Origin of the sequence: Rhodosalinus halophilus, from assembly GCF_003298775.1 — a bacterium.
GTDB lineage: Bacteria > Pseudomonadota > Alphaproteobacteria > Rhodobacterales > Rhodobacteraceae > Rhodosalinus > Rhodosalinus halophilus.
Genome location: NZ_QNTQ01000013.1, coordinates 71,791 through 90,722, shown reverse-complemented (window position 1 = coordinate 90,722; position 18,932 = coordinate 71,791). Strand labels below are relative to the sequence as shown.

General features: G+C 72.6%; 14 protein-coding genes and 1 tRNA gene. 7 read left to right on the top strand and 8 right to left on the bottom strand.

What is annotated here, in order from left to right; translation table 11 throughout:
- Positions 1 to 36: 36 nt before the first annotated feature.
- Complete coding sequence (locus DRV85_RS13735) at positions 37 to 1,923, top strand: ABC-F family ATP-binding cassette domain-containing protein (RefSeq protein WP_113290043.1); 1,887 nt, start codon at positions 37 to 39, stop codon at positions 1,921 to 1,923.
- Here the strand turns inward: DRV85_RS13735 and DRV85_RS13730 are convergent.
- On the bottom strand, positions 1,920 to 2,993 hold the full coding sequence (locus tag DRV85_RS13730; RefSeq protein WP_113290042.1) for an AbrB family transcriptional regulator: 1,074 nt from the start codon (positions 2,991 to 2,993) through the stop codon (positions 1,920 to 1,922). The genes DRV85_RS13735 and DRV85_RS13730 overlap by 4 nt on opposite strands.
- Before the next feature lie 77 nt (positions 2,994 to 3,070).
- On the opposite strand from DRV85_RS13730, the gene DRV85_RS13725 reads away from it, so the two are divergent.
- Complete coding sequence (locus tag DRV85_RS13725; protein ID WP_113290102.1) at positions 3,071 to 4,189, top strand: arginase family protein; 1,119 nt, start codon at positions 3,071 to 3,073, stop codon at positions 4,187 to 4,189.
- Positions 4,190 to 4,193: 4 nt separating this feature from the next.
- Here the strand turns inward: DRV85_RS13725 and DRV85_RS13720 are convergent, their stop codons facing one another.
- The 4 genes from DRV85_RS13720 to DRV85_RS13705 all read right to left on the bottom strand — a co-directional run bounded on the left by DRV85_RS13720 (position 4,194) and on the right by DRV85_RS13705 (position 7,705).
- Entirely contained in the window at positions 4,194 to 4,562 is a 369-nt protein-coding gene (locus DRV85_RS13720) for a hypothetical protein (protein ID WP_113290041.1), read from the bottom strand.
- Positions 4,563 to 4,673: 111 nt separating this feature from the next.
- Positions 4,674 to 4,747: transfer RNA gene (locus DRV85_RS13715), tRNA-Gly, on the bottom strand.
- A gap of 89 nt (positions 4,748 to 4,836) precedes the next feature.
- Complete coding sequence (locus tag DRV85_RS13710; protein ID WP_113290040.1) at positions 4,837 to 6,885, bottom strand: ASKHA domain-containing protein; 2,049 nt, start codon at positions 6,883 to 6,885, stop codon at positions 4,837 to 4,839.
- Between the two features lie 100 nt (positions 6,886 to 6,985).
- Complete coding sequence (locus DRV85_RS13705) at positions 6,986 to 7,705, bottom strand: hypothetical protein (RefSeq protein ID WP_113290039.1); 720 nt, start codon at positions 7,703 to 7,705, stop codon at positions 6,986 to 6,988.
- A gap of 123 nt (positions 7,706 to 7,828) precedes the next feature.
- Between DRV85_RS13705 and guaB the strand changes: the two genes are divergently transcribed.
- The 3 genes from guaB (at position 7,829) to DRV85_RS13690 (ending at position 10,236) form a co-directional block, all read left to right on the top strand.
- Positions 7,829 to 9,277 carry an IMP dehydrogenase gene (gene guaB / locus DRV85_RS13700; RefSeq protein WP_113290101.1) on the top strand — a complete coding sequence of 483 codons (1,449 nt, stop codon included), beginning with the start codon at positions 7,829 to 7,831 and terminating at the stop codon, positions 9,275 to 9,277.
- A 199-nt stretch (positions 9,278 to 9,476) separates the two neighbouring features.
- Entirely contained in the window at positions 9,477 to 9,767 is a 291-nt protein-coding gene (locus DRV85_RS13695; RefSeq protein WP_113290038.1) for a DUF5132 domain-containing protein, read from the top strand.
- Positions 9,751 to 10,236: a hypothetical protein gene (locus tag DRV85_RS13690; RefSeq protein WP_113290037.1), complete on the top strand. Its 486-nt coding sequence runs from the start codon at positions 9,751 to 9,753 to the stop codon at positions 10,234 to 10,236. Before DRV85_RS13695 ends, DRV85_RS13690 begins: the two co-directional genes overlap by 17 nt.
- 3 nt (positions 10,237 to 10,239) lie before the next feature.
- On the opposite strand, the gene DRV85_RS13685 is transcribed toward DRV85_RS13690, so the two are convergent.
- Positions 10,240 to 11,373, bottom strand: a complete 1,134-nt coding sequence (locus DRV85_RS13685) for a methionine adenosyltransferase domain-containing protein (RefSeq protein ID WP_113290036.1) — start codon at positions 11,371 to 11,373, stop codon at positions 10,240 to 10,242.
- Entirely contained in the window at positions 11,358 to 14,318 is a 2,961-nt protein-coding gene (locus DRV85_RS13680; RefSeq protein WP_233495518.1) for a cation-translocating P-type ATPase, read from the bottom strand. The genes DRV85_RS13685 and DRV85_RS13680 overlap by 16 nt, the downstream gene beginning before the upstream one ends.
- 161 nt (positions 14,319 to 14,479) lie before the next feature.
- Here DRV85_RS13680 and DRV85_RS13675 point away from each other — a divergent pair, with 161 nt between their 5' ends.
- Positions 14,480 to 15,643 (top strand): RsmB/NOP family class I SAM-dependent RNA methyltransferase, encoded by a 1,164-nt coding sequence (locus DRV85_RS13675; RefSeq protein ID WP_113290100.1) that lies wholly within the window; start codon positions 14,480 to 14,482, stop codon positions 15,641 to 15,643.
- A 94-nt stretch (positions 15,644 to 15,737) separates the two neighbouring features.
- Positions 15,738 to 18,038 carry a hybrid sensor histidine kinase/response regulator gene (locus DRV85_RS13670; RefSeq protein WP_233495517.1) on the top strand — a complete coding sequence of 767 codons (2,301 nt, stop codon included), beginning with the start codon at positions 15,738 to 15,740 and terminating at the stop codon, positions 18,036 to 18,038.
- A 241-nt stretch (positions 18,039 to 18,279) separates the two neighbouring features.
- Here DRV85_RS13670 and DRV85_RS13665 read toward each other — a convergent pair whose 3' ends face one another.
- Positions 18,280 to 18,876 carry a sulfotransferase family protein gene (locus DRV85_RS13665; RefSeq protein ID WP_113290034.1) on the bottom strand — a complete coding sequence of 199 codons (597 nt, stop codon included), beginning with the start codon at positions 18,874 to 18,876 and terminating at the stop codon, positions 18,280 to 18,282.
- Positions 18,877 to 18,932: the final 56 nt, after the last annotated feature.

The window sequence follows — 18,932 nt, the reverse complement described above, 5'->3', positions numbered from 1 at the left end:
GTTGACGCCGCGCCGCGGGCCGCTTAGCTGCCGCGCATGGCGCCGCCGCTTCTTCAGCTTTCCGGAATCGAGCTCGGCTTCGGGGGCAATCCGCTCTTCCGGGGCGTGGATCTGACCGTGCAACCGGGCGATCGGCTGGCCCTGGTCGGGCGCAACGGGTCGGGCAAGTCCACGCTGATGAAGGTCATGGCGGGACTTGTGGAGCCTGACGCGGGCAGCCGGGTGCTGCCGCAGGGGGTCGTGCCCGGCTATCTGGAACAGGAGCCGCGCATGTCGGGCGCGGCCACGCTGCGCGATTACGCCGTGGGCGACCTGCCGCCGGAAGAGCACTGGCGAGTGGAGCAGGCGGCCGAGGGGCTGGACGTGGCGCTCGACCGCGGCGTCGAGGCCGCCTCTGGCGGGGAGCGCCGGCGCGCGGCGCTCGCGCGGGTGCTGGCGGGCGCGCCGGAGCTTCTGCTGCTCGACGAGCCTACCAACCACCTCGACATCGCCGCGATTCGCTGGCTCGAGGCGCGGCTGCGGTCGTGGAAGGGCGCGGTCATCCTGATCAGCCACGACCGCGCCTTCCTGACGGCGCTTGCGCGCGGCGTGCTCTGGCTCGACCGCGGAGAGGTGCGGCGCGCCGAGATCGGCTTCGACCGCTTCGAGGCCTGGCGCGACAAGCTCTGGGAAGAGGAGGACCAGGCCCGCCACAAGATGGATCGCAAGATCAAGGCCGAGGCCCGCTGGGCCGTCGAGGGCATCAGCGCCCGGCGCAAGCGCAACCAGGGACGCGTGCGCGCGCTGCAGGCGCTGCGCGCCGAGCGCAAGGCGATGATCGCGCGCGAGGGCACGGCGGCGATGGCGCTGGAATCGGGCCCGAAGTCGGGCAAGCTGGTCATCGAGGCTGAAGGGATTTCAAAGGCCTATGACGATAAGCTGATCCTCAGACCGTTCTCGCTGCGGGTTCTGCGCGGCGACCGCGTGGCCTTCGTGGGGCCGAACGGCGTGGGAAAGACGACGCTGCTCAAGATGCTGACGGGCGAGATCGCGCCGGATTCGGGGCATGTGCGCCACGGCACGAATCTGGTGCCTGCCGTCTTCGACCAGGCGCGCGCGCGCCTCGACCCGGACGCCACGCTGTGGGAGAATCTGGTGGGCGATCCCGAGCTGCGCGTGAGCGGGCAGGCCGATCAGGTCATGGTCCGCGGCACGCCGCGGCATGTCGTGGGCTATCTCAAGGACTTCCTATTCGACGAGGCGCAGGCGCGGGCGCCGGTCCGCGCGCTCTCGGGGGGCGAACGGGCGCGCTTGCTGCTCGCCCGACTTATGGCGCGCGAGAGCAACCTGTTGGTGCTCGACGAGCCGACGAACGATCTCGACATCGAGACGCTGGACCTGCTGCAGGAGTTGCTCGACGGCTACGAGGGCACCGTGCTGCTGGTCAGCCACGACCGGGACTTCCTCGACCGGGTGGCCACGACCACCGTCGCGATGGAGGGCGACGGCCGCGCGACCGTCTATGCCGGGGGCTGGAGCGACTATGTCGCGCAACGTGGCTCGGAGCCGTTTTCATCAAATAATGCAGATAGTTCCGTTGCGGAGCGAAAGCAGCGGGCAAGTTCTGGCCGTGGGAGTGGGAAACCCGCCGGGACAGGCGTGAAACATTCTGAGAAACCGGGGGCTTCCGGCGCGTCGGAAAAGACCGGCGCGCCCGGGCAGCTGACCTTCACCGAACGGCACCGGCTTGACGCGCTGCCGGAGGAAATCGCCCGCCTCGAGGCGGAGGTCGCGAAACTCGAGGCGCTTCTCGCGGATCCGGAGCTCTACAGCCGCGAGCCGGTGAAGTTCCGCAAGGCGACCGAAGCGCTGGCCGCGCGGCAGGACAAGCTCGCCAAGGCCGAAGACGAGTGGTTGACTCTGGCAGAAAAGGCAGAAGCTTAGCGCGGTATCTTCAACTTCGATGCGACGCTGATGATCACCACCGTCAGCCCGATGCGGAACAGGTGGTGCAGCGTCACGATCGCCGGGCTCGCCCCGAGGCTCAGCGCGACGAGCGACATCTCGGTGACGCCGCCGGGGGCGAAGCTGATGAGCAGAACGTCCACCGGCTTGCCGGTCACGCCCGAGAGCGCCATGGCGGCGCCCCCTGCCATCGCCAGCATCACGCCGACCGAGACGAGCCCCAGGCCGGCCGCGCGGCCGAGCATCCTGCCCGTGACGCCCAGAAAGCGCGCGCCGAGGCTCGCGCCGACCACGATCTGCGCCGCGATCACCAGTTCGGCCGGCAGCGCGACCGGCCCGAAGCCCGTGAGGTTGAGCGCCGCGGCGGCCAGCAAGGGGCCGAGAAGCTGCCCCGCGGGCAGGCGCAGCCGCCGCGCCGCGATCAGCCCCACCGCCCCCGCGGCGAGGGTGGAGGCAAGGCCCCATGGCGTCACCTCTGCGCCCGGCGGCGCGCCCGTCACGCCGGCGGAGCTGCCCACGGGCATCCCCTCGATCAGCGTGATGCCGAGCGGCAGCAGGGTGACGACGAGGATGATCCGAAGAAACTGCTGCAGCGTGAGCTGTCGGATGTCGGCGCCGGCCGCCTCGCCCAGCATGATGCTTTCGTAGAGGCCGCCCGGCGTGGCGCAGTAGAAGGCGGTCACGCGGTCGTAGCCGCCCAGGCCCCGGAAGACCGCGTAGCTCGCCGCGAAGGCGGCGAGCGTGAAGACGGCGAGCGCCGCGAGGCTGACCGCGAGCCCCGGCAGGCGCGTCGCGAGGTCCGGCGTGACCTGCGCGCCGATCATCAGGCCGATCACCGCGATGAAGCTCAGCCGCAGCGGCTCGGGATAGCGGAAGCCGGCGGGCAGCCGGTGGCCGCCCAGGCCGACGATCAGCGCGGATGCGGCAAGGCTGCCGATGAGCCAGGGCAGAGGCAGCCCTGCGAGGCCCGCCACCCATCCGCCCGCCGCGCCGGCGGCGGTCAGGGCGAGCGCGGCGAGCGCGGTGAAGAGCAGGGCGCGATCCGTCATCGGGTGCGCGTCCCTTACCGGGCGGGCCGGGCGGGCGCAATCTCGCCCCCGCCGCATCCCGCGCTAGGATGCAGCGCATGACGGAGCCGCTGTTCATCGGATCGGAGGTCTATCGCGGGTCGAGCTACGGGCCGCGCCATCCCCTGCGCGTGCCGCGGGTGCCCACGGTGACGGATCTCGCACGCGCACTGGGCTGGCTGCCGAAGGGCCGCTTCCGCCCCAGTCCCCGGGCCAAGCCCGCGGCGCTGGCGGCCTTTCACGATCCCGGCTATCTCGCGACGCTCGTGCGCGCCGAGCGCACGCAGCGGGTGAGCGAGGAAGAGCGTGCCCGTCACGGCCTCGGCACGCTGTCCAATCCCGTGTTCCCGGAGATGTTCCGCCGTCCTGCGACGGCCGCGGGCGGCTCGATGCTCGCCGCCGAGATCGCCGCCTCGGGCGGGCGCGTGTTCAACCCGGGCGGTGGCACGCATCACGGCATGTGCGACCGGGCCGCCGGATTCTGCTATCTCAACGATCCGGTGCTCGCGCTCCTGCGGCTGCGGGCGCTCGGGCTCACCCGGCTGGCCTACGTCGACATCGACGCGCATCACGCCGACGGGGTCGAGGCGGCCTTCGCCGGGGTCGAGGGGATGCTGCTGATCTCCACCCACGAGGAGGGGCGCTGGCCCTTCACCGGCGCGCTGCAGGATCACGCGGGGGGCGTCGCGCTCAATCTGCCGCTGCCGCGAGGGGCGCACGACGGCGATTTCGCCCGCGTGCTCGAGGAGCTGATCCTGCCCGCCGTCGCGGCGCACCGGCCCCAGGCGATCGTGCTGCAATGCGGGGCGGATGCTGTGACGGAGGATCCCCTGTCGCGCCTGGCGTGGTCGAACGGCTGCCACGCCGCGGCGGTGCGGGCGCTGGCGCCGATGGCGCCCGGCTTCGTGCTGCTGGGCGGGGGCGGCTACAACCCGTGGTCGGTGGGCCGGGCCTGGACAAGTGCCTGGGCTGCGCTCGCGGGGCACGAGGTGCCCGAGCGTCTGCCGCCCGAGGCCGAGGCGGTGCTGCGCGGGCTGAGCTGGTCGCACCGCCTTGGCCGCAGGATCCCGGAGACCTGGACGACGACCCTCGCCGACGCGCCGCGCGAGGGGCCGCCGGACCCGGAGGTGGCGGCGGGGGTTTCGCGCCTGCGCGCCCGGTTGCGGGCGTGGGTCTGAGCGCTCAGCCGTAAGTGCCGTCTCCGTCCTGCGCCGCGTTTCCGGCCGCTGACGCGCGCTGCCCGTCCGCGGCGCGGTCGGTGTTTTCCCATTCCTGCGGGGCGCGCTCGAGGCTCTGGATCAGGTGGCGCTCGGTCTCCGTCAGCCCGTTCTGCGCGGCGTAGTCGATCAGGTCGCGCAGCGTATCGACGAACCAGGCGCGCTCCACCGTGCGGATCGCGGCCTGCGATCCATTGCGGCTGGAGAGATCCAGCGCCTGGCGTGCCTGCTCGAGCCCATGGGCGATGCGCGGCAGGTCATGCTCGGTCGCGTAGAGCGCGAGATCGTCGAGCACATGGATCAGCCAGTCGTGCGGGCTGTGGCTGCTTGGCATTCTGCGCCGCGGTCGGCCGCGGTTCCCCCTGAATGGCGTTCGGCAGCCACGATCGCGCATCCAGGCGTCACAGACAAGCTTTGAATACCGAGGTATGCGCTTGGGATTGGCTGGAGCGGGTAACGGGAATCGAACCCGTAACTAGAGCTTGGGAAGCTCGCGTGATACCGTTTCACCATACCCGCGCAGGCCAAGATGGTTAGACGCGCCGGCCGCCTCGGTCAAGAGGCGCCGGGCCAGCGCGCGGCTTGGTCCGCAGTCCCGGAGGATGACTTCAGGCGCGGCGGCGGCGGCGCCGTCGGCCGCCCTCGTCCTCCGTTCCGCTGCCGGCGTTGAAGGCGACCCGGGGCAGGGGCGCGACCCGCGCGAGTTCGGGAAAGGCGGCCGTGGCGTGCGGGATCGCGTTGGCGGCGACGAAATGCTCCTGGAAGCGCGGCTCGATCGCCGTCTCGACCTTCACGATCTCGCGCACGCGCCGTTCGATCTCGGCCCGCGCGCCGCGGTTCAGAAGCGCGATGCGCGCGCCGGTGCCCGCGGCGTTGCCGGCGCTGGTGACCTTGTCGAGCGGCACGTCGGGGATCATGCCCAGCACCATCGCGTGCAGCGGCGAGATATGCGCGCCGAAGGCGCCCGCCAGCACCACGCGGTCCACCCGGTCCACGCCGCGCTGGTCCATCAGCAGCCGCGCGCCGGCGTAGAGCGCGGATTTGGCGAGCTGGATGGCGCGGATGTCGCCCTGCGTGACCGTGATGCGGGGCCCGCCCTCCGCCGTTGCGTCGTGGAGTAGATAGGCGTGAGTGCGGCCCTCGGGCACGCAGCGCGGGCTTCCGGTCTGCTCGGCCGAGCCGATGAGGCCCGAGGCGTCCATCAGGCCCGCCATGCGGAGTTCGGCCACCGCCTCGATGATGCCCGATCCGCAGATGCCGGTGACGCCGCCGGGACCGACGGCCTCGGCGAAGCCCTCCTCGTCGGACCATAGCGCGCAGCCGATGACGCGGAAGCGCGGCTCCTTGGTCTCCGGGTCGATGCGCACCGCCTCGATCGCGCCCGGCGCGGCGCGCTGGCCCGCGCTGATCTGCGCGCCCTCGAAGGCGGGGCCCGTGGGCGAGGAGCAGGCGAGCACGCGGCTGGTGTCGCCCAGCAGGATCTCGGCATTCGTGCCCACATCCACGATGAGCGCGAGGTCACTGGAATTCCAGGGTTCTTCGGAAAGGGCCACAGCCGCGGCGTCGGCGCCCACATGCCCCGCGATGCAGGGCAGCACATAGGCCCGCGCGCGCGGATTGATCGCGCCGAGCCCGAGGTCGCGCGCCTCCAGTTCCAGGCTCTCCGACGTGGCGAGCGCGAAGGGCGCCTGTCCCAGTTCCACCGGGTCGATGCCCAGCAGCAGGTGATGCATCACCGGGTTGCAGACGAAGACCGTCTCCACGATCAGGCCAGGGTCGATCGCGGCCTCCGCGGCGATCTCCGTCGCCAGGGTGTCGATCGCCTCGCGCACCGCTGCGGTCATCTCCGCCTCGCCGCCCGGGTTCATCATCGCGTAGCTCACGCGGCTCATCAGATCCTCGCCGAAGCGGATCTGCGGGTTCATGATGCCCGAGGAGGCGCGCACCTCGCCGGTGTCGAGATCGGTCAGATGCGCCGCGATCGTCGTGGAGCCCACGTCGATGGCCAGGCCGTAGAGGCCCCCCTCATGCAGCCCCGGCCAGATCTCGAGCACGCGCGGCGCGGCGCCCCTGTGCGGGCTGTGCACCGCCACCGTCACCTGCCAGCCGCCCTTGCGCAGCGCGGGCTGGAGCCGGGCGAGCAGCGACAGATCGCAGGTGACGCCCGCGATGCCCCATTGCGCCTCGAGCGCGGCCGCGAGCCGCTCGAAGTCGCCCGAGGGCTCGTGCATGTCGGGCTCGGCCACCTCGACCAGATGCAGCCGCGTCGCGGGGTCCATCTCGATCGCGCGCACCGCGGCGGACTTGCGGACTACCTGCCGGTGCACCTGGCTTTCGGGGGGGACGTCGATCACCACGTCGCGCAGGATCTGCGCCTGACAGCCGAGCCGGCGGCCCGGCTTCAGGCCGCGCTTGGAGTCGTAGCGTTCCTCCACCGCGTTCCAGGGCGAAAGGGCGTCCTCGGCCACCGTCACGCCGTGCTTGGGAAAGGCGCCGTAGGCGGGCGCCACCTGACACTTGGAGCAGATCCCGCGCCCGCCGCAGACCGAATCGAGATCGACGCCCAGCCTGCGCGCCGCGGTCAGCACGGGCGTTCCGGCGGGGAAGCGGCCGCGCTTGCCCGAGGGCGTGAAGACGACGAGGGGATCGGTGCTCATGCTGTCGGTCCTGTTGCCTTGCCTTGTGCGGCGGACAATACCCGCTCGCACCAGGGCGAACAGGCTGCGAGCGTCGCAAAACTGCATTCCTGCGGCATCTTCACCCCCAGGCCGACAGCGCGCCGGTGCCGAAGAACCACGCCGCGGCCGGAATGGGCAGCGCGGCGAGCGCGATGGTGGCGAGCGTCGGCGCTGTGCGGAAGACCCCCGACAGCCCTGCGACGAGCGCGAGGCCCCCGCCGCCGCCCAGCACGACGTTGCCCGGCAGGTTGATGAGCAGGGCGAGCGCGAGGTAGCGCGCCTGCAGCAGCAGCGGACCGGCGCGCGCCGGCAGGCGGTCGCGCAGCAGGTCCAGCCGCTCCTCTGGCGACAGCGCGCTCACCCGCAGCATCAGCCGCGCCGCGCGCCGAAGGCGCAGGTCGTTCAGCGTCTCCGCCAGCGACTGCGGGGGAACATGCCGCCCCGCGAGAAACGCCAGGGCGAGGCCGCCGGTCGTCGCGGCCCAGACGACCGGCGCAACCTCCGCCCCGCGCAGGAGCAGAAGGGAGACGGCGATCTCGACGCCGGGCACGAAGGGCACGGCGAGCAGAAGCGCGTAGAGCAGCAGGATCGCGCCGGTGACGAGCGGGACGGCCAGCTCGAGGCGCCCGTTCGCCGCCTCGGTCTCGACCCAGCCCAGCAGCCAGTGCAGCGCCGCGACGACCGCCGCCACGAGCGCCAGGCGCAGCGCGACACGCCGGATGGCGACGCCCGGCGGCGGCGGATCCCCCAGCGCGTCCGGCGCGCCTTCGCCGCGTGATCTTTGCGCTTTCTCTGCCATCGGTCGTGGACATCAACGGCGCAAGCCGCAGCTTGTGCCGTGGGCGCGCGGAATCCGGGCTTTCCATCCCCGGGCATACATGCAAAAGGGACGCGCCAAACGATGATCCGCAGGAGCGATGCGATGGAGATTCGGGAGGCGCTGACCTTCGACGACGTGCTGCTGGTTCCCGGCGCCTCCGAGGTGCTGCCGAGCGCGGCCGACACCCGCACCCATGTGACGAAATCCATCGCGCTCAACATCCCGCTGCTGAGCTCCGCGATGGACACGGTGACCGAGAGCGACATGGCGATCACCATGGCCCAGGCCGGCGGCATGGGGGTGATCCACCGCAACCTCGGGGTCGAGGAGCAGGCGCGCGAGGTCCGGCGCGTGAAGCGCTTCGAGAGCGGTATCGTCTACAACCCGATCACGCTGCGCCCCGACCAGACGCTCGCCGACGCAAAGGCGCTGCAGGAACGCTACCGGGTCACCGGCTTTCCCGTGGTCGACGATGGCGGGCATGTCGTCGGCATCGTCACCAACCGCGACATGCGCTTCGCCACCTCGGACGACACGCCGGTCCGGGTGATGATGACCTCGGAAAACCTCGCCATCCTGACCGAGCCGGCGGATCGCGAAGAGGCCAAGAGCCTGATGAAGGCGCGGCGGATCGAGAAGCTGCTCGTCACCGACGCGAAAGGCCGGCTCACCGGGCTGCTCACGCTCAAGGACACCGAGCAGGCGGTGCTCAACCCCACGGCCTGCAAGGACGACCTCGGCCGGCTGCGCTGCGCGGCGGCGACGACGGTGGGCGACGCGGGCTTCGAGCGCTCGGAGGCGCTGATCGACGCGGGCTGCGACCTGATCGTGATCGACACCGCACATGGCCACGCCGCGGCCGTGATGGAGGCCGTCGAGCGGGTCAAGCGGCTCTCCAACGAGGTGCAGGTGGTGGCCGGCAACGTCGCCACGGCGGAGGCCACGCGCGCGCTGATCGACGTGGGCGCCGATGCGGTGAAGGTGGGGATCGGCCCCGGGTCGATCTGCACGACGCGCGTGGTGGCGGGCGTGGGCATGCCGCAGCTCACGGCGATTCTCGACTGCACGGCCGCGGCCGGCGACGTGCCGGTGATCGCCGACGGCGGCATCAAGTTCTCGGGCGATCTCGCCAAGGCGATCGCGGCGGGCGCCTCCTGCGCGATGGTGGGGTCGATGCTGGCGGGCACCGACGAAAGCCCGGGCGAGGTGATTCTCTACCAGGGCCGCTCGTTCAAGTCGTATCGCGGCATGGGCTCGCTGGGCGCGATGGCGCGCGGCTCGGCCGACCGCTACTTCCAGAAGGATGCGGCCTCCGACAAGCTGGTGCCGGAGGGTGTCGAGGGGCAGGTGCCCTACAAGGGACCGGCGACCGCCGTGATCCATCAGCTCGTGGGCGGGCTGCGCGCGGCGATGGGCTACACCGGCAACGCCTCCATCGCCGAGATGCGCGGCGGCTGCCGCTTCGTGCGGATCACCGGGGCCGGGCTCAAGGAGAGCCACGTGCACGACGTGCAGATCACGCGCGAGACGCCGAACTATCGGCTCGGCTGACCCTGGCGCCGGCGCGGCCGGGCCGGGCAGCGGCAAGGGTGAAGCGGCCCCGGAGTCCGTGGCCCTGCCGACCGGTCTCGCCCCCGCTGTTCCCTGGCGCCGGTTTAGGGCCCCGCCGCGCGCGACGCGGTTGTCCGCGCCCGTCGGGTCAAGCTAATCTCTGAGCGATCCGTGCTGGGTGCTTTCGTAAGAGGCCGCGATGAACAGAAGCTTTCTACTCGGGGCCGCCGTGGCGGTCGGCGCCGTGATGCTGGTCCCGGGCGTCGCCGGGGCGCTGGGCCGGGCAGGGCGGCCGCTGGTGCGTGCCGGCATGCGGACCGGGGCCACGGCCTACGACGAGTTCCGCAAGGCGGGCGCCGAGGCCTTCGAGCACATGGAGGACATCGTCGCCGAGGTGCGCGAGGAGATGGAGGCGGAACGCGCGGCGGCCGAGGCCGAGGCAGCGGCCGATGCTCAGACCGGGCCGGAGGACGATGTCCGAGGCGTCTGAGGCGCCGGCCGCGGTTCCCGTCCATCGCGCGCATGTGCTCGCCCGCCGCGCGCGGCTGCGGCCGGCCGCGCCAATGGAACGCGAGGCGCTCGTGGGCCTTGCAGAGAGCCTCGCGGCGGTGGCGGGCGTGGATCGCGTGCTCGCCCGGCCGACGACCGGCAGCCTGATCGTCGAGACGCATCACGACGCGGCCGAGGTGCTGGCGGAGATGGAGGCGCAGGGCCTGATCCGGACGCGCCGCGCGCCCAGCCCGCCGCCGGTGGGTCAGGTCGTCCGGCTCGGCCTGCTGCAGGCCGACATGGGCGTGAAGCGCCGCACCGGAAACGCGCTCGATCTGCGCACCGCGATGGCGGTGGCGCTCGCCGCCGGGGCGGTGCTGCAGCTCGCCCGGGGCCGGGTCGCGGGGCCGGCCACCACGCTCGCGATGGCGGCCTTCTCGCTGCTCGACCGCGACGCGCCCAAGGGGTGAGGCTCAGCCCAGCCGCGCGGCGAGCGCGGCGACCTCCTCCCAGGGCGGGGAGAGCGCATCGCGCCCCATGTGCCCGTAGCGCGCAAGATCGCGGTAGAAGTGCCCGCCGCGGGCGCCCGGCAGATCCCAGAGCCCCATGCGCTCGGCGATGGCGCCAACACGGAAGTCGCAGAGCTCGCCCAGCCTGCGCGAGAGTGTCTCGTCGCTTTCCCGCCCGCTGCCGTAGGTGTCGACCTCGACCGTCGCCGGCGCCTCGTCGCCCACGATGTAGGACAGCTGCGCCTCGCATTCGCGGGCGAGTCCGGCCGCCACCACGGCGCGCGCCGCCTGCCGGGCGGCATAGGCCGCGATACGGTCGATCCTGGAGGGATCCTTGCCCGAGAGCGCCGGTCCGCTGCGCCGGATGAAGGCGCCATAGGCGTCGTCGGCCGATTTCCGGCCCGTGAGGCCAGAATGCACCTGCGGCCCGGCCGGGCCGTGCGCGGGAAAGAGCACGATCCGCGTGCGCTCGTCGGGCTCCAGCGCCGCCCCGGCGAGGGCCGGGCGCACCGCCTCGGTCAGCAGATCCGCGCGCGCCGCGTCTTCCCCCGGCATGCCGTCATGGCCGAAGCTCAGCGCGATCGCGCCCAGCGCGACCGGCCGGCGATCCCGGAAAGCGACGGCGACCTGTGCCTGCGCGTCGGGGGACAGCCAGGGCAGCCGCCCCTCGCGCCGGGCGGCATCCAGCGCCGCGGCGATCCGGTGGGCCGCGTCGATCGGAAAGGGCATCGCGGTCGGGCTGTCGGCGCAGGCGTAGCCGAAGGCGCTGACCATGTGCCGCGCGCGCCGGCGCGCGACCATCTCGGGCGCGAGGTCGGGCGAGGTGACGAGATCGAGCATCACGGTCGGCGCCCGCGCCTCGCCGTAGCCGGCCTCCGCCATCACCCGGCGCGTGAGCGCGGCGAGGTCCACCGGCGCCTCGGCGCCCGCCCGCACCGAGAGGAAGGTGACGCCGGTGGCGATGGCGCATTCCGCGATCACGCCCGCCCGCAGACCCGCGGCGAGATAGGCGTCCACCACCGCGTCGCTGATCTGGTCGCAGAGCTTGTCGGGGTGGCCTTCGGTCACGGATTCCGAGGTCATCACGAAGTTGCGCATGGTTTCACCTCCACCGTCTCGGGCAGGAACGTGACGCCGCGCCGCGCTAGGACGGCCCCGGCCGGCGCGGCGGCGCCCAGCAGACCCACGGTCATCGCACCCGCGTCGAGCGGCGCGATGCGCAGAAGCCGGCGCAGGCCGGGCACGAAGAACGGCAGGACGGCGAGCCCGCCGGAGATCACCAGCGCGCCGTCGAGGTTGCGGTTGGCGAAGAGCCGCTCCAGCCGCAGCTTGGCCGGATCGCTGCGCTGGCAGGTCAGCGCATAGGCGAGCTGGCCCAGCGAGAGCGACAGGAAGGTCATCGCGCGGGTCTGCGGGCCGGGGCCGAAGCGGGCCAGCCCCACGAAGTGCGACACCAGCGAGGCCGCCGCGATGGTGCCCGCGTCGAGCGTCATGCGCCGGAAATGCTCGGGCGGGATCACCGGCTCGTCCGGCGCGCGAGGCGGGCGCGTCATGGCGTCGGGGTCCGGGTCGGCGAGCGCGAGGCCAAGCCCCGGCAGCACGTCCGAGACGAGGTTGATCCAGAGCAGTTCCATCGGCGATTCGATCTCGCCCGGCCCGTGCGCCGCCTCGACCATGCCCACGAGGATCTCGGAGAGATTGGTGGCGATCAGGAATTCCAGCGCACGACGGATGTTGCGATAGACGGCGCGGCCCTGCGCGATCGCGTCCACCAGCGTCTCGAGTTCGTCGTCGCGGATCACCACGTTGGCCACGTCGCGGGCGAGGTCGGTGCCCGAGGCGCCCATGGCGATGCCGACGTTCGCGGCCTTGAGCGCGGGGCCGTCGTTCACGCCGTCGCCGGTCATGCCGACCACCGCGCCGGATTGCTGCAGGGCCTGCACGATGGCGAGCTTCTGCGCGGCGCTCACGCGCGAGAAGACATGCGCCTGCGCCGCCACGCCGCCCAGGAGCGCAGGGTCCATCGCCGCGACCTCGGGCGAATCGATGATCCGCAGCGGCCCGCCCTGCGCCAGGTCGAGCTCGCGCGCGATGGCGGCGGCGGTGGCGGCCTGGTCGCCGGTGATCATGATCGTGCGCAGGCCCGCGCGGTGCATCGCCGCGATGAAGTCGCGTGCGCCGGGGCGCAGCGGATCGACCATCGCCATGATCCCCAGCCAGCGCATCGCGCGCGGCACGCCGTCCTCGGGCGGCGCGTCGCCCGCGGCGAAGGCCAGAACGCGCGCCGGCCGCGCGGCGAGCAGGTCGTTGGCCGCGAGGATTCGGGAGCGCAGCGCGTCGTCGAGCGGCGTGCCGTCCCAGAGCGCCGCGCATTGCGCGAGCACCGCCTCCGGCGCGCCCTTGACGAAGACGGCCGGCCCCGCGCCGCCGTGCTGCGTCACCATGTAGGGCCGCTCGGGGCGGCGTTCGTGCAGCGCCTCCAGGGGCCGCGCGGCGCGCAGCGCGGCCACGTCGACACCGGCGGTCAGCGCCCGCTCCAGAAGCGCGCGCTCGGTGGCCGAGGAGCCCTCGGCGCCGTCCTGGCCCGCCTCCGCTTCGCTGTTGAGCGCGGCCGCCTGCATGAGCATCTCCCGCGCACCCTCGATCTCCGGGTCGTCGGGGTGCGGCCCGGCCAGCACCTCGACCACCTCCAGCCGGTTGCGGGTGAGGGTGCCGGTCTTGTCGAGGCAGAGGATCTGCAGCGCGCCGAGGCTCTCCACGGTGTCCACCCGCCGCACCAGCACGCCGCGCCGCTCCATCCGCCGCAGCCCCAGCGACATCGTCGTGGTGGCCACCACCGGCAGCCCCTCCGGCACGGCGGCCACGGCCAGCGCCAGCGAGTCCTTCAGCATCTCGGCCAGGCTCATGCCCCTGAGCCAGCCGATTCCCAGAAAGACGCCGCAGGCGCCGAAGGCGAGCTTGGCCAGCACCCCGCCCATGCGGTCGAGTTCCGTCTCGACGGGCGCGCGCGGCCGGGTCGCGCGCTCGCTGATCTCGGCGATGCGGGCGGCCACGGTGCGCGGGCCGGTGGCCACCACGACCGCGCGGCCCTCGCCTTCGGCGACCAGCGTGCCGGAATGCAGCATCGTCGGCCGCTCGCCCAGCGGCGCCTCTTCGTCCACCTGCGCGTCGGGGAGCTTGGTCACCGGCAGCGTCTCGCCGGTGAGCGCGGATTCGTCCACGCGCAGGCGCCTGGCCGCGACGAGCCGCGCATCCGCCGCGATGACGCGGCCCGCATGCATCTCCACTAGGTCGCCCGGCACGAGTTCGCGCGCCGGCAGCGTGCGCGCCGTGCCGTCGCGCAGGACCGTCACGGCCTCTTCGGAGCTGTCCATGAGCTTGCTGATCGAGGCCTCGGCCTGGCCCTCCGTGACGTAGCCCAGCGCCGCGTTGATCAGCACCACCGCGATCGTCGCCGCTGCGTCGGCGGCGCCCCCCGTGGCCACCGAGACCGCCGCCGAGCCCAGCAGCATGGCCACCGGCAGGCTCTGGAACTGCTCGGCCAGCATCGCCGCCTGCGACCGCTGCGCCCCGCCGGGCAGCCGGTTCGCTCCCAGCCGGGCGAGCCGCGCCCGTGCCTCCTCGTCAGACAGGCCGGTCGTCGCGTCCGTGGCGACGCGCGTCAGCGCCTCTTCCGCCGACAGGCCGTGCCAGGCCGGACCCGTCTCGGCCGCGCGCCGGGTCGCCCGCGGGCGCGTTCTGCAGGACGGGGCGGCCAGCGTCGCCTGCACCGCGGCGAGCACCTCGGCGTCCGAGAGCGGGCCTGCGAGTTGCAGGATCACGCTGCCCGTGGTGGCGCGCACCTCGGCGGTGCGCACCCCCGGCACCGCGCCCAGATGCCGCTCAGCCGCCTGCGCACGCTCGGGGCGGTTGCGCAGCGCGGGGCATCGCAGGCGCACACGGCCGCCGGCCGTGCGGTGGGCGAGCGAGACGGATGGCGGCGTGCGCGGCACAGCGAGGCTTCCCGGCGGGGTTGTCGGCAGCCGCAGCTTGCCATTTACCATGGGCATGGCAAAGACGGTGCGTGGCCCGCCGCTGCGACCGGGCGCCGCGCCGGATCGGGCCGCAGCGGAGCCGCCGGGCGGTGCGGCACCCGGAGACGACGAGGCGACATGAAGACCACGCAGACAGCGGCGGCGAAGCGTCCGGCGCGCAGTCCCGCACCATGACTCCGGCCGCGCGGATACAGGCGGCGGCCGAACTGCTGGACACCGTGCTCGCCGGGGCCAGGGCGGAGCCCGCGCTCACGACCTGGGCGCGGCAGGCGCGCTACGCAGGCTCCGGCGATCGCCGGGCCGTGCGCGATCTCGTCTATGACGCGCTGCGCCGGCGGCGGAGCTACGCCGCGCTGGGCGGCGCCGAGACCGGACGCGGGCTCATGCTGGGCCGCCTGCGCGCCCGCGGCGAGGATCCTGACGCTGTCTTCACCGGCGACCGCCACGCGCCGGCTCCGCTCGATCCGGCGGAACGTGCGGCCGGCCGCGCGCCGCAGGGGGCCGAGGCGCTGGATCTGCCCGACTGGCTCTGGGACGCCTTCCGCCAGAGCCTCGGCGACGGGGCCGAGGCTGCCGCGCTGGCGTTGCGCGAGCGGGCGCCGGTCCATCTGCGGGCGAACCTGCTGCGGGCCGACCGCGACGCCGCCGCGCGGGCGCTGGCCCGTGAGGGCGTCGAGACCCGGCCGGTGGCGACCGCCCGCACCGCGCTCGAGGTCACCGCCGGCGCGCAGAAGGTGGCGCAGGGGCGCGCCTTCGCCGATGGGCTGGTGGAGCTTCAGGACGCCGCCAGTCAGGCGGTCGTCGAGGCCCTGCCGCTCTCGCCCGGCGACCGCGTGCTGGATCTTTGCGCCGGCGGGGGCGGCAAGACGCTGGCCATCGCCGCGCGGCTCGGCGGCGAGGTTTTCGCGCATGACGCCCATCGGCGCCGTCTCGCGGATCTGCCGGCGCGTGCCAGGCGGGCGGGAGCGCAGGTGCGGATCCTCGACACGCCGGAGGCGGAAGCGCCTTTCGACCTGGTGCTCTGCGACGTGCCCTGCTCCGGCAGCGGCGCCTGGCGGCGCGACCCGGACGCCAGGTGGCGGCTCACGCCCAAGGATCTGGAAGATCTGGCAGGCACGCAGGACGCGATCCTCGACCGTGCCGCCGCGCTCGTGACGCCGGGCGGGACGCTCGCCTATGCCACCTGTTCCGTGCTCACCTGCGAGAACGAGGACCGGATCGCCGCGTTTCTCGGCCGGCATCCCGTCTGGCGTGCGCGCCGCGCGCACCGTTGGGCGCCGGGCAACGGGGGCGACGGCTTCTTCCTGACTGTATTGACGCACGAAATCCGATGAGTAATCTCAACTTTGAGGTGTGGGATACATTAAGCGCGGCTTAAGGGCTCTGTCGCTTACTGCCGCCTGGACGAATCGAAGCAAGGGCGGCGGCGTGTCCTACCTTGACCTCAATCCCGGTGCGGTGTCGCGGACGGCGTGGTCGATCGGGCCGCGGCTCTGGATTCTCCCCGTCCTCGGCGCGGCGCTGGTGGCGCTCGGGTTGCTTGCGCCGGACGCGACCGTGGCGGCGGGCGCCCATGCGGCCGGCGCGACGCTGATCGCCGTGGCCGGCCTCCTGCGCGGCGGCGAGTTGTTGGCGACGTGGCGGCGCAACCGGGCGTTGGCGTCCATTGCGGATTTCGTCGCCAACGATGCCGTTCCCTGCCTGATCACCGACGCGACAGGGGCGCTGCGGCTGCAAAACGCAGCGGCGGACCGGTTCTTCGGCGCCGGGGTGCACGAAACGCTCGCGGCGGCGCTGCGCAGCATGATCGCCAATCCGGCCGCGGTCGTGGGGCGGCTGCACGACCGGGCGCTGACGTCGGGCACGGCGCGCGAAGATGTCGTCACCCGAAAGGGTCAGTTGCGGGTCAGCGCGCAGCGGATCGGTCGCCGTGCGCTGCTGTGGCGGATCGAGCCGTTCGCCGACCGGGCAGCCGCCTCCGGCGGTGGTGAGGCGCTGGGCGTGCCCCGGCTCACCGTGGGGCGCGGCGGCGCGGTTCTCTTCATGAACGACGCCGCGCGCCGATTGACGGGCGGTCGCGTCAGGACGCTGGACGCCATCTTCGACGCACCGCCCGTCTTCGGCGAGGTGGCGCGCGTTGCCGGCGCCGACGGGCCGGTGAATTGTCTCGTGGCCCGTGTCGAGGGGGGCGGCCGGGACGAACTCTATCTCTTTCCCGCGCCCGAGGGTCGCTCCGTCGCGCCGCCCGTCGGCGACGTGGAGAACCTGCCCGTCGCGCTGCTCAAACTGGCGCCGGATGGCAGGCTCCTGATGGCCAATGCGCACGCCCGGCTCCTGCTTCGGCTGGACGAAGGCGAGCGCAGGACGCTTGGCGAACTCACCGAGGGACTGGGCCGCCCGATATCGGTCTGGCTCGAGGAGGCGCTGCGGGGGCAGGGCGCGAACAGATCCGAATTCCTGCGTCTGCGACGCCGCTCCGAGGATGTCTTCGTCCAGGTGACGCTTTCCCGCAGCGAGGAGGGGGGCGAGCCCGTCCTGCTCGCGGTTCTCAACGACGCCACGGAGCTCAAGACGCTCGAGAGTCAGTTCGTGCAGAGCCAGAAGATGCAGGCCATCGGGCAGCTCGCCGGCGGCATCGCGCATGACTTCAACAATCTGCTCACGGCGATCTCCGGGCACTGCGACCTGCTGTTGCGGCGCCACGACGAGGGCGATCCGGACTATGCCGATCTGATCCAGGTCAGCCAGAACGCGAACCGGGCCGCGGCCCTCGTCACGCAGCTGCTCGCCTTTTCGCGCAAGCAGACGCTCAGCCTCGAGCTGCTCGATCTGCGCGATACCCTGTCCGACATCACCCACCTCCTGAACCGGCTCGTGGGAGAGCGCATAACGCTCAGTTTCAGCCATGACGCCGATCTGCCGCCGCTGCGGCTGGACAAGCGACAGCTTGAACAGGTCATGATGAATCTGGTGGTCAACGCGCGGGACGCGATGCCGGAGGGCGGCGAGATCCGGATCGAGACCGAGCGCCTCACCCTTTCGGAGCCGCTGCGGCGCGGGCGCGCCGAGGTGCCGGCCGGGGACTACGCGCTCGTGCGGGTGACGGATGAGGGCGCAGGAATCCCCCCGGAACAGCTCGACAAGATCTTCGAGCCGTTCTTCACCACCAAGCGCACGGGCGAGGGGACCGGCCTGGGCCTTTCGACCGTCTATGGTATCGTGAAGCAGACGGGCGGCTTCGTCTTCGCCGACAGCGCGCCGGGCGCGGGCACCACCTTCCTCATCTATCTGCCGATACCGGCCGATACACCGGTTGCCCGGCCCGACCCCGCCGACACGCCGGAGCCGCCCGAGCCCGAGCGGCGCGACGGTGTCGTCCTGCTCGTCGAGGACGAGACGCCGGTGCGTGCCTTCGCCTCGCGCGCGCTGCGTCTCTCGGGGCACACGGTGCTCGAGGCGTGCAGCGCCGAAGAGGCGCTGGACATGGTCCGGGACGGCGACATGGCGGTCGATGTCTTCGTCACGGATGTCGTAATGCCGGGCATGGACGGACCGAGCTGGGTGCGCGAGGCGCTGAAAGAGCGGCCCGAGGCCCGCGTCGTCTTCGTCTCGGGCTACGCGCAGGACAGTTTCGAGCCCGGCGAGATCCAGGTGCCCAACGCGGTCTTCCTGCCCAAGCCCTTCTCGCTCGAGGATCTCACCCGGACCGTTCAGCGCCAATTGCATTGAGATCAGGCGCGATCGGCCCTGACGGTGCGTCGGGCGACACCGCCGCGCCGGTCGCATCCAGCCGACTCGCCAGCCGGCTGCTCCTGCGGTCGGCCACGTGAACGCCTGCCGACGCGTCGCAGACCTTCGATGCGTCTGAGGGCCGCCCCGAGCTGCGCGGAGCGTCGGCCGGACCGGCGCGCCTTGCGTTTCCGCATCCGCCGCGCTTGGGCGACGCGGACCAATGCCCGCCGCGCTGGCCTCAGCCCTCCGCGCTGGTCCAGAGCGCGAAATCCTCGGCGCGCGCCGCGTGGAGCGCGCTCTCGGTCGCCGGGGAGAGGGTGAGCGGCGCGGGCGGCGAGACGTTCTCGCGCTCGGGCGCGACGGCGATGCCCAGCCGGTCTTCGAGGAACATGCGCAGCGCGTCCTGCGACTCGTAGCGAAAGAGGCGATCCACCCGCACACCGCTGGGGCGTGGCGCGAGGAAGGCCGCCTGGCTGCCCACCGCCGCCCAGGGCGGCGGCGTCGGCTGAAGATAGCCCTGAACGAAAGCATCGAAGCTCAAGCCCTCGGTCGAGGCGGGCTTGCCGCGCAGGAAGGGACGCTGCCGGTAGCGGTACCAGCTCCCGAGCCAGCTCACCGGTTCGCGCACCACGGCCACGATCTCGATGGGCCCGTCGCAGAACTTCTCGAACATCGGCCGAAAGAAGCGGTTGTAGCGGTAGAGGGGCGCATGCTTGAGCTCGGGCGGGTCGCGCACAACCATGCTGGCCCGCGCGCCAAGCGCGCTCTGCCAGGCAGTCGTGCCGGTCTTGGGCACCGACAGCAGCACCAGCCGTTCCCTGGCGAAAAAAAGCATCGCGCCCTCGCGCCTCCACACGGGCGTAAACTAGCCGTTAACCCTGCCGGGCGAAA